This is a genomic window from Streptomyces sp. NPDC097981 (assembly GCF_040302565.1).
Taxonomy (GTDB): Bacteria; Actinomycetota; Actinomycetes; order Streptomycetales; family Streptomycetaceae; genus Streptomyces.
Map to the genome: position 1 here is coordinate 159,282 of NZ_JBEORW010000001.1, position 19,427 is coordinate 178,708.

Annotated in this window: 17 protein-coding genes; 9 read left to right on the forward strand and 8 right to left on the reverse strand. The window is 71.3% G+C overall.

Going from position 1 to position 19,427, the window contains the following annotated elements:
* Nucleotides 1–15: 15 nt before the first annotated feature.
* A complete protein-coding gene (locus ABTY04_RS00700; RefSeq protein WP_352211113.1) occupies nt 16–987 on the reverse strand; it encodes an acyl-ACP desaturase in 972 nt (323 codons plus the stop codon).
* Between the two features lie 320 nt (nt 988–1,307).
* On the opposite strand from ABTY04_RS00700, the gene ABTY04_RS00705 reads away from it, so the two are divergent.
* Nucleotides 1,308–1,784: an ATP-binding protein gene (locus ABTY04_RS00705; protein ID WP_352211114.1), complete on the forward strand. Its 477-nt coding sequence runs from the start codon at nt 1,308–1,310 to the stop codon at nt 1,782–1,784.
* Nucleotides 1,785–1,828: 44 nt separating this feature from the next.
* On the opposite strand, the gene ABTY04_RS00710 is transcribed toward ABTY04_RS00705, so the two are convergent.
* The 3 genes from ABTY04_RS00710 to ABTY04_RS00720 form a co-directional block, all read right to left on the reverse strand.
* On the reverse strand, nt 1,829–3,469 hold the full coding sequence (locus tag ABTY04_RS00710; RefSeq protein WP_352211115.1) for an ABC-F family ATP-binding cassette domain-containing protein: 1,641 nt from the start codon (nt 3,467–3,469) through the stop codon (nt 1,829–1,831).
* Nucleotides 3,470–3,704: 235 nt separating this feature from the next.
* Nucleotides 3,705–4,157, reverse strand: a complete 453-nt coding sequence (gene ssgD / locus ABTY04_RS00715; protein ID WP_502996521.1) for a spore wall synthesis regulator SsgD — start codon at nt 4,155–4,157, stop codon at nt 3,705–3,707.
* A 141-nt stretch (nt 4,158–4,298) separates the two neighbouring features.
* Nucleotides 4,299–4,715, reverse strand: coding sequence for a (4Fe-4S)-binding protein (locus ABTY04_RS00720; RefSeq protein WP_352211117.1), 417 nt, complete (start codon nt 4,713–4,715; stop codon nt 4,299–4,301).
* Between the two features lie 74 nt (nt 4,716–4,789).
* Between ABTY04_RS00720 and ABTY04_RS00725 the strand changes: the two genes are divergently transcribed.
* A complete protein-coding gene (locus ABTY04_RS00725; protein WP_352211118.1) occupies nt 4,790–5,926 on the forward strand; it encodes a WD40/YVTN/BNR-like repeat-containing protein in 1,137 nt (378 codons plus the stop codon).
* A 54-nt stretch (nt 5,927–5,980) separates the two neighbouring features.
* On the opposite strand, the gene ABTY04_RS00730 is transcribed toward ABTY04_RS00725, so the two are convergent.
* Nucleotides 5,981–6,280 (reverse strand): YciI family protein, encoded by a 300-nt coding sequence (locus ABTY04_RS00730; protein ID WP_352211119.1) that lies wholly within the window; start codon nt 6,278–6,280, stop codon nt 5,981–5,983.
* 26 nt (nt 6,281–6,306) lie between these two features.
* On the opposite strand from ABTY04_RS00730, the gene ABTY04_RS00735 reads away from it, so the two are divergent.
* Nucleotides 6,307–6,984 carry an endonuclease V gene (locus ABTY04_RS00735; protein WP_352211120.1) on the forward strand — a complete coding sequence of 226 codons (678 nt, stop codon included), beginning with the start codon at nt 6,307–6,309 and terminating at the stop codon, nt 6,982–6,984.
* Between the two features lie 13 nt (nt 6,985–6,997).
* Here ABTY04_RS00735 and ABTY04_RS00740 read toward each other — a convergent pair whose 3' ends face one another.
* From ABTY04_RS00740 to ABTY04_RS00750, 3 genes are all read right to left on the reverse strand, one after another.
* Nucleotides 6,998–8,221: a saccharopine dehydrogenase family protein gene (locus ABTY04_RS00740; RefSeq protein WP_352211121.1), complete on the reverse strand. Its 1,224-nt coding sequence runs from the start codon at nt 8,219–8,221 to the stop codon at nt 6,998–7,000.
* Between the two features lie 136 nt (nt 8,222–8,357).
* Nucleotides 8,358–9,974: a PKD domain-containing protein gene (locus ABTY04_RS00745; RefSeq protein ID WP_352211122.1), complete on the reverse strand. Its 1,617-nt coding sequence runs from the start codon at nt 9,972–9,974 to the stop codon at nt 8,358–8,360.
* A 245-nt stretch (nt 9,975–10,219) separates the two neighbouring features.
* A complete protein-coding gene (locus tag ABTY04_RS00750; protein ID WP_352211123.1) occupies nt 10,220–11,875 on the reverse strand; it encodes a hypothetical protein in 1,656 nt (551 codons plus the stop codon).
* 217 nt (nt 11,876–12,092) lie between these two features.
* Here ABTY04_RS00750 and ABTY04_RS00755 point away from each other — a divergent pair, with 217 nt between their 5' ends.
* The 6 genes from ABTY04_RS00755 (at nt 12,093) to ABTY04_RS00780 (ending at nt 19,384) form a co-directional block, all read left to right on the forward strand.
* The gene (locus tag ABTY04_RS00755; RefSeq protein ID WP_352211124.1) at nt 12,093–12,485 is read left to right on the forward strand and encodes an MmcQ/YjbR family DNA-binding protein; all 393 of its coding nucleotides are present in this window, start codon (nt 12,093–12,095) and stop codon (nt 12,483–12,485) included.
* A 103-nt stretch (nt 12,486–12,588) separates the two neighbouring features.
* Nucleotides 12,589–13,719 (forward strand): CaiB/BaiF CoA transferase family protein, encoded by a 1,131-nt coding sequence (locus ABTY04_RS00760; RefSeq protein ID WP_352211125.1) that lies wholly within the window; start codon nt 12,589–12,591, stop codon nt 13,717–13,719.
* Nucleotides 13,719–14,744, forward strand: coding sequence for an LLM class F420-dependent oxidoreductase (locus ABTY04_RS00765; protein WP_352211126.1), 1,026 nt, complete (start codon nt 13,719–13,721; stop codon nt 14,742–14,744). Before ABTY04_RS00760 ends, ABTY04_RS00765 begins: the two co-directional genes overlap by 1 nt.
* Before the next feature lie 10 nt (nt 14,745–14,754).
* On the forward strand, nt 14,755–15,897 hold the full coding sequence (locus ABTY04_RS00770; protein WP_352211127.1) for an acyl-CoA dehydrogenase family protein: 1,143 nt from the start codon (nt 14,755–14,757) through the stop codon (nt 15,895–15,897).
* 50 nt (nt 15,898–15,947) lie between these two features.
* On the forward strand, nt 15,948–17,162 hold the full coding sequence (locus tag ABTY04_RS00775; protein WP_352211128.1) for an acetyl-CoA C-acetyltransferase: 1,215 nt from the start codon (nt 15,948–15,950) through the stop codon (nt 17,160–17,162).
* Nucleotides 17,163–17,212: 50 nt separating this feature from the next.
* Entirely contained in the window at nt 17,213–19,384 is a 2,172-nt protein-coding gene (locus ABTY04_RS00780) for a 3-hydroxyacyl-CoA dehydrogenase NAD-binding domain-containing protein (protein ID WP_352211129.1), read from the forward strand.
* The last annotated feature ends 43 nt before the right edge of the window (nt 19,385–19,427 follow it).

Consider the following 19,427-nt stretch of genomic DNA (forward strand, 5'->3'; position numbering starts at 1 on the left):
TGCAGGTCGGACCGGTCAGCCCTTGCGGGCCGCGACACGGGCCGCGCGGGCGGCCAGGCGCTCGTCGAACTTGCGGGCCTCGGAGTCCAGGCCGTTCATGAACAGGCCCAGCTCCTCCTGGGCCTTCTGCCCGTCGGGGCCGAGGCCGTCGATGTCCATGATCTTCAGGAAGCGGATCACGGGGCTCAGCACGTCGTCGTGGTGGATCCGCAGGTTGTAGACCCCGCCGATCGCCATCTGCGCGGCCATCCGCTCGAAGCCGGGCATGCCGTGTCCGGGCATCCGGAAGTTGACCACGACATCCCGCACGGCCTGCATCGTCAGGTCCGGGGCGATCTCGAAGGCGGCGCCCAGCAGGTTCCGGTAGAAGATCATGTGCAGGTTCTCGTCCTGCGCGATGCGGGCCAGCATCCGGTCGCAGACCGGGTCACCGGACTGGTGGCCGGTGTTGCGGTGCGAGATGCGGGTCGCCAGTTCCTGGAAGGCCACGTACGCCACCGAGTGCAGCATCGAGTGCCGGTTGTCGGACTCGAAGCCCTCCGACATGTGCTGCATGCGGAACGCTTCCAGCTTGTCCGGGTCCACGGCGCGCGAGGCCAGCAGGTAGTCGCGCATCACGATGCCGTGGCGGCCCTCCTCGGCCGTCCAGCGGTGCACCCACGTGCCCCAGGCCCCGTTGCGGCCGAACAGGGTCGCGATCTCGTGGTGGTAGCTGGGGAGGTTGTCCTCGGTCAGCAGGTTCACGACCAGCGCGATCTTGCCGATGTCGGTGACCTTGGACTGCTCCGGGTCCCACGCCTCGCCGTCCTCGAAGAACCCCGGGAAGTTCCGGCCGTCGCTCCACGGCACGTACTCGTGGGGCATCCAGTCCTTGGTGACCTTCAGGTGGCGGTTGAGCTCCTTCTCGACCACCTCTTCCAGCGCGTACAGCAGCTTGGCGTCGGTCCACGCCTCCGAGCTGCCGAGGTGGGGAGAGGTGATCGTCACGGGTGCTCCTGGGGACAAAGCGAATTACCTACGGTTCCGTAGCCTACGAATCCGTAGGTTAAGCGGAGCGTGAGAGCCAGCCAAGCCCCAGGCGTTCATATGTCCGGTTACGTCCGGTTATCTGTGCAGTTTAAAGGGGTGTTGGAGAGGGGTAACGGAGCGAAAGTCACGCCTGCAGGTGGTCCGCGGAGTCGGCCTTGACGGCAGAGACGGACGCGCGGAGTCCGGCATTGGGCTACGGTCGGTAGCGCACATCTCACACGGGGCGACCTTGCGCCCCTTGTCCCGGCCATACGCATTCGGAATCTTGGAGCAGCACGATGACGGGCACTCTCCGCGGCCTGCGGCCGGTCCACGAGGTCCGGCGGATCCCGCGCGAGGCGGAGAAACTCAACCATTCGATACGCCTGCCCGGCAGCGCGTACTGCGCAGGCAGTGCCCGCACCGGCGTACGGTCCCTGCTCACCCGGCACGAGCTGCCCGACCTGTGCGACACCGCGGCACTCGCCGCCTCGGAGCTCGTCGCGTGCGCCCACCGGTTCACGCCCGGCAAGGAGATGGTGCTGAACGTCCGCTGGCAGTTCGATGCACTGCGCGTCGTGCTCTACGACCAGCATCCGGCGCACTCCTCGCCCGAAGCGAGCGAGGAGTGCCGCGGCAGGCGCAGCCGGAGGATGTGGCTGCTCGCCGCCACCGTCGACGCGTGCGGCGGGGACTGGGGGCTCACCCCCGTCCTCACCCCGGCGGGCGGCACCAAGGCCTGGGCCTTACTGCCGCCGCCACCGCCGGCGCGCTGACCGCCCGCGGTTGCGGAGCCCGCGGTCCGAATACGTCACGCCCGTCACTCGTGCCACAGTGCCTCCCGGACCTCCTCGGCCGTGGTCGGCCGCAGCTCGCCGTCCAGCAGCAGCCACCGCGTGATGCCGATCGACTCCAGGAACGGCACGTCATGGCTGGCCACCAGCAGCGCGCCCTCGTACGACTCCAGAGCGTCCGTCAACTGCCGTACGCTCGCCAGGTCCAGGTTGTTCGTCGGCTCGTCCAGCATCAGCAGCTGCGGAGCCGGCTCCGCGAGCAGCAGCGCCGCCAGCGCCGCGCGGAACCGCTCGCCGCCCGAAAGGGTGCCGGCCGGCCGGTCCGCCCGCGCGCCCCGGAACAGGAAGTGCGCGAGCCGCGCCCGGATCAGGTTGTTCGAGGCCTGCGGGGCGAGCCGCGCCACGTTCTCCACCACCGAACGGCTCTCGTCGAGCACGTCCAGCCGCTGCGGCAGGAACCGCGTCGGCACATGGGTCACCGCTTCCCCGGACACCGGGGCGAGCGCCCCCGCGATCGTGCGCAGCAGCGTCGTCTTGCCCGAACCGTTGCGGCCCACCAGCGCGATCCGCTCCGGACCGCGCAGATCCCACTCGCCCGCCGCCCAGGCCCCGTGGGCCAGGTGCACGTTGCTCAGGGTCAGGACCCGGCGCCCCGGCGGAACCCGCGTGGCGGGCAGCTCGATCCGGATCTCGTCGTCGTCCCGGACCGCCTCCGCCGCCTCGTCCAGCCGCTCCTTCGCCTGCGCCAGCTTCTCGGCGTGCATGATGCGGTGCTTTCCGGCCGACTCCTGCGCCGCCCGCTTGCGGGCACCCATGACGATCTTCGGCTCGCGCTTCGTCTCGTTCATCTTCTGGCCGTACCGCTTGCGCCGCGCCAACTTGACGTGGGCGTCGGCCAGTTCCCGCTTCTGCCGCTGCACATCGGCCTCCGCGACCCGGACCATCCGCTCGGCCGCGTCCTGCTCGGCGGCGAGCTGCTCCTCGTATGCGGTGAAGTTCCCTCCGTACCAGCGGACTTCGCCGTCGTGCAGGTCGGCGATCTGGTCGACGCGCTCCAGCAGCTCCCGGTCGTGGCTGACCAGCAGCATCACCCCGGACCAGGACTCGACCGCCGCGTACAGGCGGCGCCGGGCCCGCAGGTCCAGGTTGTTGGTCGGCTCGTCGAGCAGCAGGACGTCGGGACGGGAGAGCAGCAGGGCTGCGAGGCGCAGCAACACGCTTTCGCCGCCGGACAGTTCACCGACCGTACGGTCGAGTCCGATCCGGGCGAGACCGAGCTGGTCGAGGGTGGCCAGGGCCCGTTCCTCGACGTCCCAGTCGTCGCCGACCGCGGCGAAGTTCGCCTCGGTGGCCTCGCCCGCCTCGATGGCGTGCAGCGCGGCGCGGGTGGTGTGGATGCCGAGCGCCTCGTCGACGCGCAGGCCGGTGTCGAGGGTGACGCTCTGCGGGAGGTAGCCGACGGTGCCGGCCACGGACGACTGGCCGTCGTGCGGGGACAGCTGCCCGGCCAGGAGCTTCAACAGGGTGGATTTCCCACAGCCGTTGAGCCCGATGAGGCCGGTGCGGCCGGGGCCGACGGTCAGGTGGAAGTCCTCGAAGACGGGAGTGCCGTCAGGCCAGTCGAAGGACAGGGCGGAGCAGGTGATGGATGCAGGGGTATGGCTCATGGAGGCCTCCAGGTTGCGTGAGTGGTGCGTGCAACGCGGGGAGACAGCCGACGGGACGGCGGATACGGCCACGACGGTGATGAAGGGTCACGAGGTGGCGGGCGTGGCGGTGGTCTGTCGGTGTCTCGACCTCAGACGAGCAATGTCCTGCTCCGTTTCGACGGCAGTGGGGCGTCTGCGAAGCTACGGGCGGCCGGGGCCGCCCGCAAACGAATAACGGCGTACGTGCCGGATGTCAGCGCGGGTCGCGCATCAGCTCGGCCAGGCTGTGGTCCAGGTCGAGGTACAGGTGCTCCAGGCCCGGCGGGACGACCGTCGCGGCGCGCTCCAGGAACCGGTGCAGTTCGGCCGTCAGCATCAGCACGATCGCCACGCCCTCGGGCGCGTGGAACTCGATCGTGGTCCGGTCGACGTCGTACGGCCGGACCCGCACGTCGCCGCACCCCGTCGGGCGGTCCAGCCCCGATTCGAGGAGCTCGCGCGCGAAGGTCCACGAGACCTCGACGCCTTCGAGGGTGGCGGGAGCGGGGAAGGCCATGCGCACGGCGAAGGGATCCGCGCGGTCGTAGCAGAGCGTGACGGGCACGGTCTCGACCTTCGGGGCGGTGGCGACCAGACGGGCCTGCACGGCCTGCTCGATAACAGTGATCAAGGCTCGCTCCCTTGCGGCGGATCTGCTGCCGGGCATGGGTGGAACCCGGCAACCGGATAGACGCCGGAATCGGCAATTCCGTGCATGCGAACCGACGTGAGCTGTGTCACCGATTGGCTGGAACGCGTCCGTTTGATCGCACAGAGTGACGGCCCGAGAGGTGTGTGCGAAGGGCTGTCAGTCGCCGCCGCAGGCCCCGGAGTGGTCGCAGAACGGCTGGTTACCGCTCACTCCACAGGCGCAAAGCATCGCCCTGGTCTCCGTGCGGACGCCCCCGTCGGCGCTCGTCACACGCAGATCGCCGCGCATCACGAGCTGGCCGGCGGGCGACCTTACGACCGTGGTCGGCCGGTCCGGCTCCTCGGCCGGCCCGTCATCGGCGAACCGGTACTGCAGTGCGCCCGAGGGGCACCGGCGGATCACCTCGGCAACCTGCTCCGGCTCGGCGCCGTCCGGCTGCACCCACGGGTGCTTCCCGGTGTCGAACACCTCGGGCAGGCCGCGCACGCATTCGGCGGCGTGCAGGCACCGCCCGGTGTCGTAGGTGACGGTGATGCGCTTGCCGTCGTAGGCCTTGGGTTCCTTGGAGGGCATGGCCTCAGCCTAGGAACGCGGCGGCGCGGACGCACCCTGGACGCCGAATCCGGGGTGCATTAGCTTCCGGCGCCATGAGACTTCTGGGAGTTGGCATGTGCGCGGCGGCTCTGGCGTTGGGTCTGGTGGCCGCCCCGGCGCAGGCGCAGAGCGGGACGGGCGGCCAGGGCGGCCAAGGCGTGCGGAACGTGCAGGACGTGCAGGACGTGCAGGGCTTACGGGGCGCCGGCTGGGCGCTGAAGGACACCGCCAAGGACGCCCGCTTCCGCGGGCTCGCGGCGGTCAGCCGCTCCACGGCCTGGGTGGCCGGCTCCAAGGGCACGGTGCTGCGGACGGTGGACGGGGGCCGCAGCTGGCGTGACGTCTCGCCGCCGGTCGCGGTCGCGGAAGGCCTGGAGCTGCGCGACATCGAGGCGTTCGACGCGCGGCGCGCGGTGGCCCTGTCCATCGGGGAGGGTGCGGCTTCGCGGGTGCTGCGCACCGAGGACGGCGGCACCACTTGGGCCGAAACGTTCCGCAACCCCGATCCGCGCGCCTTCTACGACTGCCTGGCCTTCTCCGACTTCCGGTACGGGCTGGCCGTGAGCGACCCGGTGGACGGCAAGTTCCGCATCCTGTCGACGGACGACGGCGGCCGCACCTGGGCGGTGCTGCCGAGTGCGGGGATGCCGGACGCACTGCCGGGCGAGGCGGGCTTCGCGGCCGGCGGCCAGTGTCTGGTGAGCGCCGGGTCGCACGACGTCTGGCTGGCCACGGGCGGCGCCGCGACCGCCCGGGTCCTGCACTCGGCGGACCGCGGCCGCACCTGGCAGGTCGCCGAGTCGGGCATCCCTGCGGGCGACCCGGCCAGGGGGGTCTTCGCCCTGGCGTTCCGCGACCGTACGACAGGTCTCGCGGTCGGCGGCGACTACCGCACCGGCCAGGCATCCCCGCAGGCCGCGGCCGTATCGGCGGACGCGGGCCGCACCTGGCGCCCGGCCCGGACCCCGCCGCCCGCGTACCGCTCGGGCGCGGCCTGGCTCCCGCACCTGCGCGGCGCGGCCCTCGCGGTGGGCCCGACCGGCACGGACGTCACGACGGACGGGGGCCGCAGCTGGCGTGCGCTGGCACCGGGCTCGTTCGACACCGTCGGCTGCGCGGATGACGGGGGCTGTTGGGCGGCGGGGGAGAAGGGACGCGTGGGAAGGCTGGAACGCACCGACCGACCCTGACGATGACCCTGACGCTTGCGCGTGAGGAGTCTGCCCGGCGGGCTTCCCGGCCCGCTACGCCGCCGGGTTCTCGCGGACCGGGGCCAGGTCCGACGACGTTTTCGTCGCGATGAACTCGATGATGCGGTAGGTGCAGACGCCTGCGACCGTGAAGGGGTCTTCCTCCGCGATCTTCTCGATCTCCGCGCGGGAGACCCCGGCGGCCAGGATGATGCCGCCGTCGCGCGGGACCTTGCGGCCCGAGGCGAGGAAGACGCCCGATGCGTAGTAACCGTCCAGCCAGGCGATGTGCGCGTCCAGCTGCTCTTCGACGGCTTCGATGGGCGCGGTGTAGGTGAGCTCCATGACGAACATGATCGCCAGGCTACTCTCGCACCATCATGACGAGCGTAAAGACCCCCGCCACCGAGGCCGAGGCCCGGGCGATACAGGACGAACTTCGTATACAGGTCGTGCTCGGTGAGCCCGGACCGCCGCCCGGACGGGGGCTCGTCGCAGGCGTGGACGTGGCCTACGACGACGAGCGCGACCTGGTCGCCGCCGCGGCCGTCGTCCTCGACGCCGCCACCCTGGAGGTCGTGGAGGAGGCGACCGCCGTCGGGCACGTCAGCTTCCCGTACGTGCCCGGACTCCTCGCCTTCCGCGAGCTGCCCACGGTGCTGGCCGCGCTGGACGCGCTCACCGCCGCCCCGGACCTCGTCGTCTGCGACGGCTACGGGCTGGCCCACCCCCGAGGCTTCGGCCTCGCCTGCCACCTCGGGGTGGTCACCGGCCTGCCGAGCATGGGCGTGGCGAAGAACCCGTTCACGTTCACCTACGAGGAGCCCGGGGCCCGGCGCGGCGACGCCGCCCCGCTGCTCACGGCCGACGGCGCCGTCGTCGGGCGGGCGCTGCGTACGCAGGACGGGATCAAGCCGGTGTACGTCTCCGTCGGCCACCGGGTCTCGCTCGACAACGCCTGCGCCCACGCCCTCGCGCTGAGTCCCCGCTTCCGGATCCCCGAGTCCACCCGGCACGCCGACTCGCTGTGCCGACGCGCCCTGCGCGAAGCCTCCTGACCGCCGGCCCGGTTCACCGCACCGCGGCCACCCTGAAGCGGATGCCGGCCTTCTGGAGCCGGTCCAGCAGGGCGTCGCCCATCGCCACCGCCGTGGTGAGCTGGCCGGCCCGCTCCGGCAGGGCGTCGTACGCCAGGCACAGCGCCGACTCGGCCAGCATCTTGGCGGTCTCGCCGTAGCCGGGGTCGCCGCCCGAGACCTCGGTGAACACGCGGCGGCCACCGCCCTCGCCGACGAAGCGGACCGTGAACCAGCTGCGCGCCCGGCGCTCCGCGTCCGGGCCCCGGCCCGGCTCCCAGCGGCTCATCAGCCACCGTCGCGCTGCCGGGAGCTGCGCCAGGGCCACCGTCGCGCCGATCGCGGCCGTACCGCCCAGGGCGACCGGGAGGTGCTTCACCGAGGCGTACTGCCGGTACCGGAAGTCTGGCCCGTACCGCTCCAGGGCCGCTGCCGAGCGGGTCACGATCCGGGGGTCCAGGGTCGGCAGCGGCAGCGCCCAGGTGCCGGTCTCCCGGCTGAACCGCGGTGCTCCCAGGGGGCCCCGTACGCGCCGCTGCGGCAGTCGGGGCTCGTGCAGCCGGCGCTCGTGCGCCGCGGCCAGGGTCTGCGGTCCGCGACCCATGGCGGTCAGGGCGGAGGCCAGGGTTCCGCCGGAGAAGACGGCGTTGGACCGCATGAACCCGTCCACCCGCAGCGGGACGCCCTCCGGCAGCTGCCCCACGGTGAAGTACGCGCCGAGGTCGGCCGGTATGGAATCGAAGCCGCAGGCGTGCACCAGCCGCGCGCCGGTCTCCCGGGCGCGGGCGTCGTGCTCGACGTACATCCGGTCCACGAACTCCGGCTCGCCGGTGAGGTCGACGTAGTCCGTACCGGCCGCGGCGCAGGCGGCGACCAGCTCCGCCCCGTACAGGACGTACGGTCCGACGGTGGTGGCCAGGACCCGGGTCGAGGCGGCCAGTTCCCGTACGGCGCCTGCGTCCCCGGCGTCGGCGCGGAGCAGCGGCAGCGACGCGCACCCGGGGGCGAGCGTGGTCAGCCGCTCGCGCAGCCGCTCCAGCTTCCCGAGGTCGCGGCCCGCGAGGGCCCACCGGCAGCCGGCGGGGGCGTGCGCGGCGAGGTACTCGGCGGTCAGGGCCCCGACGAATCCGGTCGCCCCGAAGAGCACCACGTCATAGGTCCGTTCGGGGGCCCGGTCACGCCCCGCGGCCTCGTCGGCCTGCCGAATCTCTTCGTTCATCACGGATCCTCCGCGCTCGTGTCGGTGGCTGAGGCTAACGTGCGGCTGGTGCTGCACGGACAGCGCCCCGGGTCCGGCCTGGACGGCCGTTCCCGGGGCGCTGTCCGCGGCGTGCGAACGGTCACCTGCCGGTGGGTCAGTTCTCCTGGTACATGCCGAAGACGTCGACGATGAGGTCGGTGTTGCCGTCGCTCTGGTTCCAGAAGTCGATGACGCCGGTGGAGCCGGTGCTCGCCTGGACCAGGTTCGGGACGGTCTTGCCGGTCGTCCAGTTCAGGGTCGAGGAGCCGGGCGGGGTCGGCTGGCTCGACGTGTTGCCGTCGTACTGGTCCATTGTGTTCGGGTCGGGGGCGACCGCGAGGAACCCGCTGTCCTTGGTGTTGGTCACCGTGGTGTTCAGCACGAAGCCGGTGACGCCGTCACCGGGATCGGACATCGACGTGTAGATGTAGTCGCGGCCGGCCAGGGGGCCGTGGACCGGGTCCTGGGGATCGCGGGTGTCGAGCATGCGCACCGGTGTGAACGGCAGGTACGAGCCCTTGCTCTGCGGGCTGTAGTAGCCGACCACGTCGACGATGACGTCGGCCGGGTTCCAGCCGCCGTTGCGGACGCTGATCTTGCCGTCGGGGCCGACGGGGACGATGACCGAGTTGGCGATGGTCTGGCCCGTGGTGAAGTTCACGTTGGACGCGGTCGGGGCCGCCTGCCCGCTCGGGTAGACGGTCAGGTGGCCGTCGCTCTTGGGGCCCGTGACGGTCACGTTGAGCGCCACGGCGGTGACGCCGGAGGCCGGGACCTTGCCGAGGCCCGTGATCTGGGTGCTGAAGGACCCGTAGCCGGCGAGCTGGCCCTTGGCGGTGCCCGTGCCGCTGCGGGTGTCGACGAAGCGCTGCGGCGCGAGGGGGGTGTAGCCGCTGGAGGCGGTCTGGGTGAAGTAGCCGGTGACGTCGGCGATGAGGTCGACCGACTCCCAGCCGCCGTTGTAGAGGTTGACGTAGCCGTTCTCGCCGACCGGCACGATGACCAGGTTCGGGACGGTCTGGCCGGGGACGAAGTTGACGTTCGACGTGCTCGGCTTGTCGTCGCCGTCGGCGAAGGCGGTGACGTGGCCGCCGCTGGTGGTGTTGGTGACGGTGACGTTGAGGACGACCGCGGTCACGCCGGCGGGGATGCCGCCGTTCCCGCCGATCTTCAGGTGTGCGGAGGAGTACGGGGCGACCTTGGTCTTCGGGGCGCCGGTGCCGTTGCGGGTGTCCAGCAGACGGGTCGGGCCGTACGGAGTGTAGTCCGAGCCCCCGGTCGTGACGGCCACCTCGTTGGTGACCACGGTGTTGGCGGCCGCGTCCGTCACGGTGACCTTGACGGTGTAGGTGCCGAGCTCCGCGTAGGTGTGCTCCGACTGCACGTGCTGGGTGCCCGTGGCCGAGGCGGCGGTGACGGCCCCGTCGCCCCAGGCGATGCTGACGTCGAGCGGGGTGGACGCGCTGGTGATGGAGCTGTCCAGCATGACCCCGTGCGCCGTGGCGGCGAAGGCCTCCAGGCCGACCGCGAGGGTCGGGTTGGAGCCTGCGGTCTCCGTCATGGGCGCGGCTGCCGTCCCGCTCTTGGCGGCCGGCGCGGACTGCGTGGTCTGCCGGGTCGACTGGCTGGCGGGGCTGGAGAACGTGGCGCCGTCCGTCATGCCGGCCTGGGTGAGGTCGGGCGTGCTGACGCCGCGGGCATCGCCGGAGGCCTGGTCGACCGCGTGCGCCATGCCCGGAATGAGAGAAATGCCGGCCGCGAAGACGGCGGCAGAAGCTGCGAGTCGGCGGTAGGACACCGAGCCCCCTATGTTTCCGTGAGCCCTTGGCCAGGGCTGAAAGTCCGCTCAGATTACATACCCTCCGAGCTTCCGCTTACGGGCCCCCGCCTTAAGTCGCCACTCCCGTGGGCAGTGGCCCGGGAGCGGCCTGGAAGCCGCCCCCGAGCCACTGTGACCAGCAGTTTCGCCGAGGCGTATCAGTTGTCCGTGTAGACACCGAAAAGGTCGACGACGAGGTCGATGTCGCCATCGCTCTGGTTCCAGTAATCGATGACGCCGGTGGATCCGGTGCTCGTCTGGACCAGGTTCGGGACCGTGTCGAAGTAGGACCAGTTCAGGGTGGAGGAGGTCGGAGTGGTGGGCCAGGTGTTCGTGCCCTTCTCGTAGTCCTCCTTCGTGTTCGGGTCGGGGGCGACCGAGAGGAAGCCGCGGTCGCGGGTGTTGGTCACCGTGGTGTTCAGGACGAACCCCTTGGTGTGCGGGTACCCCGAGGCGAGGGGCATGTGGACGTAGCCGCGGCCGCCCAGCGGGCCGTAGACCCACTCGCGCGTGTCGAGCAGGCGGAACGGCTGGACCGGCAGGTACGCGTTCGCGCTGGACGGGCTGTAGTAGCCGACGACGTCGACGATGACGTCGGCCGGGTCCCAGCCGCCGTTGCGGATGCTGATCCTGCCGTCGGCGCCGACGGGGACGATCACCGAGTTGGCGATGGTCTTGGCCGGGGTGAAGTTCACGTTGGACGCGGTCGGCGCCTGCTGCCCGCTCGGGTAGACGGTCAGGTGGCCGCTGCCGTTGGGGTTGGTGACCGTCACGTTGAGCGCCACGGCGGTGGCCCCGGCCGACACGCCGCCCGCGCCGCTGATCTGGGTGCTGAAGGTCCCCTGCCCGGGGACCTGGCCCTTGGCGGTGCCGAGGCCCGAGCGGGTGTCGACGAAGCGGACCGGCGCCATCGGGGTGTAGCCGCTGGACGCGGTGTGGGTGAAGTACCCGGCGACGTCCGCGACCAGGTCGACCGACTCCCAGCTGCCGTTGTACAGGTTGACGTAGCCGTTCGCGCCGACCGGCACGATGACCAGGTTCGGGACGGTCTGGTAGCGGGCGAAGTTGAGGTTCGACGTCTTCGGCTGCTCGTCGCCGTCGGCGAAGGCCGTCACGTGGCCCTCGCTGGTCGTGTTGGTGGCGGTGACGTTGAGGACCACCGCGGTCACGCCGGCCGGGATGCCGCCGTTGCCGCCGACCTTCAGGTGCGCGGAGGAGTACGGGGCCACCTTGCCCGCCGGTGCGCCCGTCCCGTTGCGGGTGTCCAGCAGGCGGGTCGGGCCGTACGGGGTGTAGTCCGACCCCTCCGTGGTGACCACGATGTCGTTGGAGACCACGGTCTGGGTGGCCTGGTCGGTGACGCTCACCTTGACCGTGTACGTGCCGAGCTGGTCGTAGGTGTGCGCCTCGGTGACGGTCTGGGTCCCGGCGGCGTAGTCGTTCGTCGTCTTGTTGTCGCCCCAGTCGACGTGGACCGAGAGCGTCGTGGGTGCGCTCGTGATGTCGGCCTTCAGCTCCAGCCCGCGCCCCGTGGTGGTCGTGGCGTGCAGACCCACCGCGAGGGTGGGGTTGGTGTCGGCCGCCTGCGGGGCGGCCGCGGCCTTGTTCCCGCCGGCCGCCGGGGCCTGCCGGGCCGACCGGTCGGCCGGACTGCTGAACGTGGTGGACTTCGGAGCGGCGGCCTTGCTCATGTCCGGCGCGGTGACCCCGTGGGCCCTGCCGGCGGCCGGGCCGGCCGCGTGGGCCATGGCCGGTACGAGAGAGATGCCGGCCGCGAGAACGGCCGCGGATGCTGCGATTCGGCGATGGGACACCGATTCCCCCCAATGTCGGTGAGTCCTTGATCAGGACTGAAAGCCCGCTCAGAGTACAGAGGCCGGAGGTCTTTGCCATGAGGGTTTCCGCAGGTGGGAAGCGGTTTTCTCGGAAGACTGCGGTCCGGTTTTCCGGCCGGGGCGTCGGGTCGGCGCTAGCGTGAGGACGGACTGCGAGTGCGAGCAGGTGTGACCTGGGTGCTGAGTGGAGGCGTCCATGAAGGCGGCGGTGCGCAAGTGGGAGGCGGTGCGGGAGTTCGCCCGCAGGTTGCCGGAGGCCGCGGAGGAGTTTCCCTGGGGCCCCGAGGACTGCGTCGTGAAAGTCAACAAGAAGATCTTCGTCTTTCTCGGCAACGCCGACGGCCCGCTCTCGCCCGGGCTCTCCGTGAAGCTCAAGGACGAGGCGCTGCACGGCCACGCCATGACCGCGCCCGGGGCGGAGCCGACCGGGTACGGGCTGGGGAGGGCCGGCTGGGTCTCCGTGCCGCTGGGGGAGAAGGGGGCGCCGTCCCTCGAAGTGCTGTGCGAGTGGGTGGAGGAGAGCTACCGGACGGTCGCCCTCAAGCGGCACCTGAGGGAACTCGATGCGCGAAACGAGCCAACCGGCTAAGCGCTTGCTCTTGTGCTGAGTGGAACACGTTCCTAGCATCGCTGGTGTTACATCGGTTGTGTCACACAGTGGCGTCAGTGGTGCCACGGATGCTGGGGGCTCGATGGCAGTGACAGGGAACGGCCCGCTCGCCGGGGTGCGCGTCGTGGAGCTGGCGGGGATCGGCCCCGGACCGTTCGCCGCCATGCTCCTTGCCGACCTCGGCGCGGACGTCGTCCGCGTGGACCGGCCGGGCGGCGGCGGGCTCGCCGTCGACCCCGCCTACGACGTCACCAACCGCAACAAGCGCTCGGTGCTGGTCGACCTCAAGTCCGCCGACGGCCCGGCCCGCGTCCTCGACCTCGTCGAGCGCGCCGACGTCCTGATCGAGGGCTTCCGCCCCGGGGTCGCCGAGCGGCTCGGCGTCGGCCCGGCCCACTGCCACGCCCGCAATCCGAAGCTGGTGTACGGCCGGATGACCGGCTGGGGCCAGAAGGGCCCCCTCGCGCACACCGCCGGGCACGACATCGCGTACATCGCCGTCACCGGGGCGCTCGGCATGATCGGCAACCCCGGCGAGCCCCCCGCCGTCCCCGCCAACCTGGTCGGCGACTACGCGGGCGGCTCGCTCTACCTCGTCATCGGGATCCTCGCCGCCCTTCAGCACGCCTGCACCCCAGGGGGCGGCGGGCAGGTCGTCGACGCGGCCATCGTCGACGGCACGGCCCACCTCACCGCGATGATCCACGGGATGGTGGCGGCCGGCGGCTGGCAGGACCGGCGCGGCGCCAATCTCCTGGACGGCGGCTGCCCCTTCTACGGCACCTACGAGACCTCCGACGGCGGGTACATGGCCGTCGGCGCGCTGGAGCAGCAGTTCTACGACACCTTCGTGGAGCTCCTCGGCATCAAGGACGAGGCCCCGGCCCGCAAGGACCCGGCACGCTGGGGCGAGCTGCGCGAGGCCGTCGCCGCGCGCTTCAAGTCCCGTACGCGCGAGGAGTGGACGGCGGTCTTCGAGGGAACGGACGCCTGCGTGGCGCCCGTGCTCTCGCTGCGCGAGGCCCCGCACCACCCCCACCTCGCGTCCCGCGGGACGTTCACCGAGTACGGCGGGATCGTCCAGCCCGCCCCCGCCCCGCGCTTCTCCGCGACCCCGACCCGCGTCACCTCCGGACCCGCACAGCCGGGCGCGGACACCGAGTCCGTGGCCGCCGAGTGGGACGTGCCGGCCCTGCTCCCGAAAGAGGCCTGATGGAACTGTCGATGATGCTCGACTACGCCGGCGACCCGCGACGCGCGGCGGACCGGGCGGCCGAGCTGGAGGCGGCCGGGCTCGACGCCGTGTGGGTCGCCGAGGCCTGGGGCTTCGACTCTCCGACGATCATGGGGTATCTCGCCGCCCGCACCGAGCGGATGAAGATCGGCTCGGCCATCCTCAACGTCTACTCCCGCACCCCCGCCCTCGTCGCCCAGACGGCGGCCGGGCTCGACGCCGTGTCGGGCGGCCGGGCGATGCTGGGCCTCGGCGCCTCCGGCCCGCAGGTCGTCGAGGGCTGGCACGGGAAGCCGTACGACAAGCCGCTCGGCCGGACCCGTGAGACGGTCGGGCTGTGCCGCCGGATCTGGCGCCGCGAGACGATCGACCACCGCGGCATCACCGACATGCCGCTGCCGCCGGAGAAGGGCGGCCGGCACGGCAAGCCACTGAAGATCCTCACCCGGCCGGTCCGCGACACGATCCCCGTCTACATCGCCTCGCTCGGCCCGGCGAACGTGCGGATGACCGCCGAGATCGCCGACGGCTGGCTGCCCACCCTGTTCATCCCCGAGAAGGCCGGCGCGGTGTGGGGGGACGCCCTCGCCGAGGGCACGGCCCTGCGCGCCCCGGAGCTCGGCCCGCTGCAGACGGTGGCGGGCGGACTGCTGGCGATCGGCGAGGACGCGGCCGCCGTACGGGACCTCGCGCGCCCGCAGATCGCGCTGTACGTCGGCGGGATGGGCGCGGTCGGCAAGAACTTCTACAACGACCTCGCCGTCGCCTACGGCTACGGGGAGGAGGCCCGGAAGATCCAGGAGCTCTACCTCTCCGGCCGCAAGCGCGACGCGGCGGCCGCCGTCCCGGACGAGTTCTGCGAGCTCATGACGTTGTGCGGGCCGGAGGGCTACGTCCGCGAACGGGTCGAGGCCTTCCGGGATGCGGGCGTCACCATGCTCAACGTCACACCCGTCGGAGCCGAGCCGGCCCGGCTGATCGAAACCGTCAAGAGCTGGCTCTAGGAGGCCCCCGATGCAACGCCGCATCTTCGACGCCGACCACGAGGCGTTCCGCGAAACGGTCCGCACCTTCCTCACCAAGGAGGTGCTGCCGCACTACGAGCAGTGGGAGAAGGACGGCATCGTCAGCCGCGAGGCCTGGCGGGCCGCCGGCCGGCAGGGCCTGCTGGGCCTGGCCGTCCCGGAGGAGTACGGGGGCGGCGGGAACACCGACTTCCGCTACGCCGCCGTGATCGCCGAGGAGTTCACCCGGGCCGGGGCGGCCGGGCTCGCGATCGGACTGCACAACGACATCATCGGCCCGTACCTGACCTCGCTCGCCACCGACGAGCAGAAGCGGCGCTGGCTGCCCGGCTTCTGCTCCGGCGAGACCATCACGGCGATCGCGATGACCGAACCGGGCGCGGGCTCCGACCTCCAGGGGATCCGGACCAGCGCCGAGGACCGGGGCGACCACTGGGTCCTCAACGGCTCCAAGACCTTCATCTCCAACGGCATCCTGGCCGACCTGGTGGTCGTCGTCGCCAAGACCACCCCGGAGGGCGGCGCGCACGGCCTGTCGCTGCTGGTGGTCGAGCGGGGCACGGAGGGCTTCGAGCGCGGCCGCAACCTCGACAAGATCGGCCAGAAGGCGCAGGACACCGCCGAGCTGTTCTTCCACGACGTCCGCGTCCCCAAGGAGAACCTGCTCGGCGAGCTGAACGGCGCCTTCGTCCACCTGATGACCAATCTCGCGCAGGAGCGGATGGGCATCGCGATGGCCGGCATCGCCGCCGCCGAGTACCTGCTGGAGATCACCACCGCGTACGTGAAGGAACGCGAGGCCTTCGGGCGGCCGCTCTCCAAACTCCAGCACATCCGCTTCGAGATAGCGGAGATGGCCACCGAGTGCGCCGTCACCCGCACCTTCCTGGACCGCTGCATCGTCGACCACTCCAACGGCGAGCTGGACCACGTCCACGCCTCGATGGCCAAGTGGTGGGCGACCGAGCTCCAGAAGCGGGTCGCCGACCGCTGCCTGCAACTGCACGGCGGCTACGGCTACATGACCGAATACCCGGTCGCGCGGGCCTTCACCGACGGCCGCATCCAGACCATCTACGGCGGCACGACCGAGATCATGAAAGAGATCATCGGCCGCTCGCTGCTCGGCTGACCTCCCCGATCGATGACCTCCCCCTTGGAAACCTCCGAAAGGCTTGACCAGTGAGCACCGAAGCTTACGTATACGACGCGATCCGCACCCCGCGCGGCCGCGGCAAGGCCAACGGCGCCCTGCACGGCACCAAGCCGATCGACCTGGTCGTCGGCCTCATCCACGCCCTGCGCGAGCGCAACCCCGGCCTGGACCCGGCCGCGATCGACGACATCGTCCTCGGCGTCGTCGGCCCGGTCGGCGACCAGGGCTCCGACATCGCCCGGATCGCGGCCATCGCCGCGGGGCTCCCGGACACGGTGGCCGGCGTACAGGAGAACCGCTTCTGCGCCTCCGGCCTGGAGGCCGTCAACCTGGCCGCCGCCAAGGTCCGCTCCGGCTGGGAGGACCTGGTCCTCGCGGGCGGCGTGGAGTCCATGTCCCGCGTCCCGATGGCCTCCGACGGCGGCGCCTGGTTCAACGACCCGATGACCAACTGGGACACCGGCTTCGTCCCGCAGGGCATCGGCGCCGACCTGATCGCCACCATCGAGGGCTTCTCCCGCCGCGACGTGGACGAGTACGCCGCCCTCTCCCAGGAGCGGGCCGTCGCGGCCATCAAGGACGGCCGCTTCGCCAAGTCGGTCGTCCCGGTCACCGACCGCAACGGCCTGGTCGTCCTGGACCACGAGGAGTTCGTCCGTCCGGGGACGACCGCCGACACCCTCGCCAAGCTCAAGCCGTCCTTCGCGGACATCGGCGACCTCGGCGGCTTCGACGCCGTCGCCCTGCAGAAGTACCACTGGGTCGAGAAGATCGACCACGTCCACCACGCGGGCAACTCCTCCGGCATCGTCGACGGCGCCTCGCTCGTCGCCATCGGCTCCCGCGAGGCGGGCGAACGGGCCGGGCTCACCCCCCGTGCCCGGATCGTCTCGGCGGCCGTCTCCGGCTCCGAGCCCACCATCATGCTCACCGGCCCTGCCCCGGCCAGCCGCAAGGCCCTCGCCAAGGCCGGTCTGACCATCGACGACATCGACCTCGTCGAGATCAACGAAGCCTTCGCGGGCGTCGTGCTGCGCTTCGTCAGGGACATGGGCCTCTCCCTCGACAAGGTCAACGTCAACGGCGGCGCGATCGCGCTCGGCCACCCGCTCGGCGCCACCGGCGCCATGATCCTCGGCACCGTCATCGACGAACTGGAGCGCCAGGACAAGCGCTACGGGCTCGTCACCCTCTGCGTCGGCGGCGGCATGGGCGTCGCGACGATCGTCGAACGCCTCTGAACCGTCCTGCATCCCACGCCCCCGGACCTTCCGAAACGAAAGCAGTGACCATGAGCGAGTCCACCACGATCCGCTGGGACCAGGACGAGACCGGCGTCGTCACCCTGACCCTCGACGACCCCGCCCAGTCCGCCAACACGATGAACCAGGCCTTCAAGGACTCCATCGCGGCGATCGCCGACCGCGCCGAGGCCGAGAAGGACTCCATCCGCGGCATCATCTACACCTCCGCCAAGAAGACCTTCTTCGCGGGCGGCGACCTCAAGGAAATGATCGGGCTGCGCCCCGAGCACGCACGGCTCGCCTTCGACACCGGCACCGCGATCAAGAGCTCGCTGCGCCGGATCGAGACCCTCGGCGTACCCGTCGTCGCCGCCATCAACGGCGCGGCGCTCGGCGGCGGTTACGAGATCTGCCTCGCCTCCCACCACCGCATCGCCCTCGATGCGCCCGGCTCCAAGATCGGCCTGCCCGAGGTCACCCTCGGCCTGCTCCCGGCCGGCGGCGGCGTCACCCGCACCGTCCGCCTGATGGGCATCGCCGACGCGCTGCTCAAGGTCCTGCTCCAGGGCACCCAGTACAACCCGCAGCGCGCGCTGGAGAACGGCCTCGTCCACGAACTGGCCGCCACCCCCGAGGAGATGCTGGCCAAGGCCCGCGCCTTCATCGACGCCAACCCCGAGTCGAAGCAGCCGTGGGACGTCCCCGGCTACAAGATCCCGGGCGGTACGCCGTCCAACCCGCGGTTCGCCGCCAACCTCCCGGCGTTCCCCGCCAACCTGAAGAAGCAGCTGAACGGGGCCCCGTACCCGGCCCCGCGCAACATCCTGGCCTGCGCCGTCGAGGGCGCCCAGGTGGACTTCGAGACCGCGCTGACCATCGAGGCCCGCTACTTCACCGAGCTGGTCACCGGACAGACCGCCAAGAACATGATCCAGGCGTTCTTCTTCGACCTCCAGGCCGTCAACGCCGGCCGCAGCCGCCCGCAGGGCATCGCCCCGCGCAAGGTCGCCAAGGTCGCCGTGCTCGGCGCGGGCATGATGGGCGCGGGCATCGCGTACTCCTGCGCCCGCGCGGGCATCGAGGTCGTCCTCAAGGACGTCACCGCCGAGGCCGCCGCCAAGGGCAAGGCGTACTCCGAGAAGCTGCTCGACAAGGCGGTCTCCCGCGGCCGCACCACCGAGGCGCAGCGCGCCGAACTGCTCGCCCGGATCACGCCGACCGCCGAGGCCGCCGATCTGGCCGGCTGCGACGCCGTCATCGAGGCCGTCTTCGAGGACACCTCCCTCAAGCACACGGTGTTCCAGGAGATCCAGGACGTCATCGCCCCCGACGCGCTGCTCTGCTCCAACACCTCCACGCTGCCCATCACGGGCCTCGCGGAAGGGGTTTCGCGCCCCGCGGACTTCATCGGACTGCACTTCTTCTCGCCCGTCGACAAGATGCCGCTCGTGGAGATCATCAAGGGCGAGCGCACCGGCGACGAGGCCATCGCCCGCGCCTTCGACCTCGTACGGCAGATCAACAAGACCCCGATCGTGGTCAACGACTCGCGCGGCTTCTTCACCTCGCGCGTGATCGGCCAGTTCATCAACGAGGGTGTCGCGATGGTCGGCGAGGGCATCGAACCCGCCTCCATCGAGCAGGCCGCCGCCCAGGCCGGCTACCCGGCCAAGGTGCTCTCCCTGATGGACGAGCTCACCCTCACCCTCCCGCGCAAGATCCGCAACGAGACCCGCAAGGCCGTCGAAGCCGAGGGCCTCACCTGGACCCCGCACCCCGCGGACATGGTCATCGACCGCATGGTCGACGAGTTCGACCGCCCCGGCCGCAGCGGCGGGGCCGGGTTCTACGCATACGACGAGGCGGGCAAGCGGGCCGGCATCTGGCCGGGCCTGCGCGAGCACTTCGCCAAGCCGGACGCGGAGATCCCGTTCGAGGACATGAAGGAGCGGATGCTCTTCTCCGAGGCCCTGGACACCGTCCGCTGCCTCGACGAGGGCGTGCTGACCTCGATCGCCGACGCCAACATCGGCTCCATCATGGGCATCGGCTTCCCCGCCTGGACCGGCGGCGTGATCCAGTACATCAACGGCTACGAGGGCGGCCTGCCCGGCTTCGTGGCCCGTGCGCGGGAGCTGGCAGCCGAGTACGGCGAGCGCTTCAACCCGCCGGCCTCCCTCGTGGCGAAGGCCGAGCGCGGCGAGACCTACGCCGACTGATTCCGGGGCCGGGCCGGACGCCGCGCGGGAGCGCGGCATCCGG

Excerpts from the sequence above, each read along its gene's own strand:
- ABTY04_RS00705 (WP_352211114.1), top strand. The coding sequence starts at position 1,308 with ATGACGGGCACTCTCCGCGGCCTGCGGCCGGTCCACGAGGTCCGGCGG.
- ABTY04_RS00710 (WP_352211115.1), bottom strand. The coding sequence starts at position 3,469 with ATGAGCCATACCCCTGCATCCATCACCTGCTCCGCCCTGTCCTTCGAC.
- ssgD (WP_502996521.1), bottom strand. The coding sequence starts at position 4,157 with ATGCCCGGCAGCAGATCCGCCGCAAGGGAGCGAGCCTTGATCACTGTT.
- ABTY04_RS00720 (WP_352211117.1), bottom strand. The coding sequence starts at position 4,715 with ATGCCCTCCAAGGAACCCAAGGCCTACGACGGCAAGCGCATCACCGTC.
- ABTY04_RS00725 (WP_352211118.1), top strand. The coding sequence starts at position 4,790 with ATGAGACTTCTGGGAGTTGGCATGTGCGCGGCGGCTCTGGCGTTGGGT.
- ABTY04_RS00730 (WP_352211119.1), bottom strand. The coding sequence starts at position 6,280 with ATGTTCGTCATGGAGCTCACCTACACCGCGCCCATCGAAGCCGTCGAA.
- ABTY04_RS00735 (WP_352211120.1), top strand. The coding sequence starts at position 6,307 with ATGACGAGCGTAAAGACCCCCGCCACCGAGGCCGAGGCCCGGGCGATA.
- ABTY04_RS00740 (WP_352211121.1), bottom strand. The coding sequence starts at position 8,221 with ATGAACGAAGAGATTCGGCAGGCCGACGAGGCCGCGGGGCGTGACCGG.
- ABTY04_RS00745 (WP_352211122.1), bottom strand. The coding sequence starts at position 9,974 with ATGGCGCACGCGGTCGACCAGGCCTCCGGCGATGCCCGCGGCGTCAGC.
- ABTY04_RS00755 (WP_352211124.1), top strand. The coding sequence starts at position 12,093 with ATGAAGGCGGCGGTGCGCAAGTGGGAGGCGGTGCGGGAGTTCGCCCGC.
- ABTY04_RS00760 (WP_352211125.1), top strand. The coding sequence starts at position 12,589 with ATGGCAGTGACAGGGAACGGCCCGCTCGCCGGGGTGCGCGTCGTGGAG.
- ABTY04_RS00765 (WP_352211126.1), top strand. The coding sequence starts at position 13,719 with ATGGAACTGTCGATGATGCTCGACTACGCCGGCGACCCGCGACGCGCG.
- ABTY04_RS00770 (WP_352211127.1), top strand. The coding sequence starts at position 14,755 with ATGCAACGCCGCATCTTCGACGCCGACCACGAGGCGTTCCGCGAAACG.
- ABTY04_RS00780 (WP_352211129.1), top strand. The coding sequence starts at position 17,213 with ATGAGCGAGTCCACCACGATCCGCTGGGACCAGGACGAGACCGGCGTC.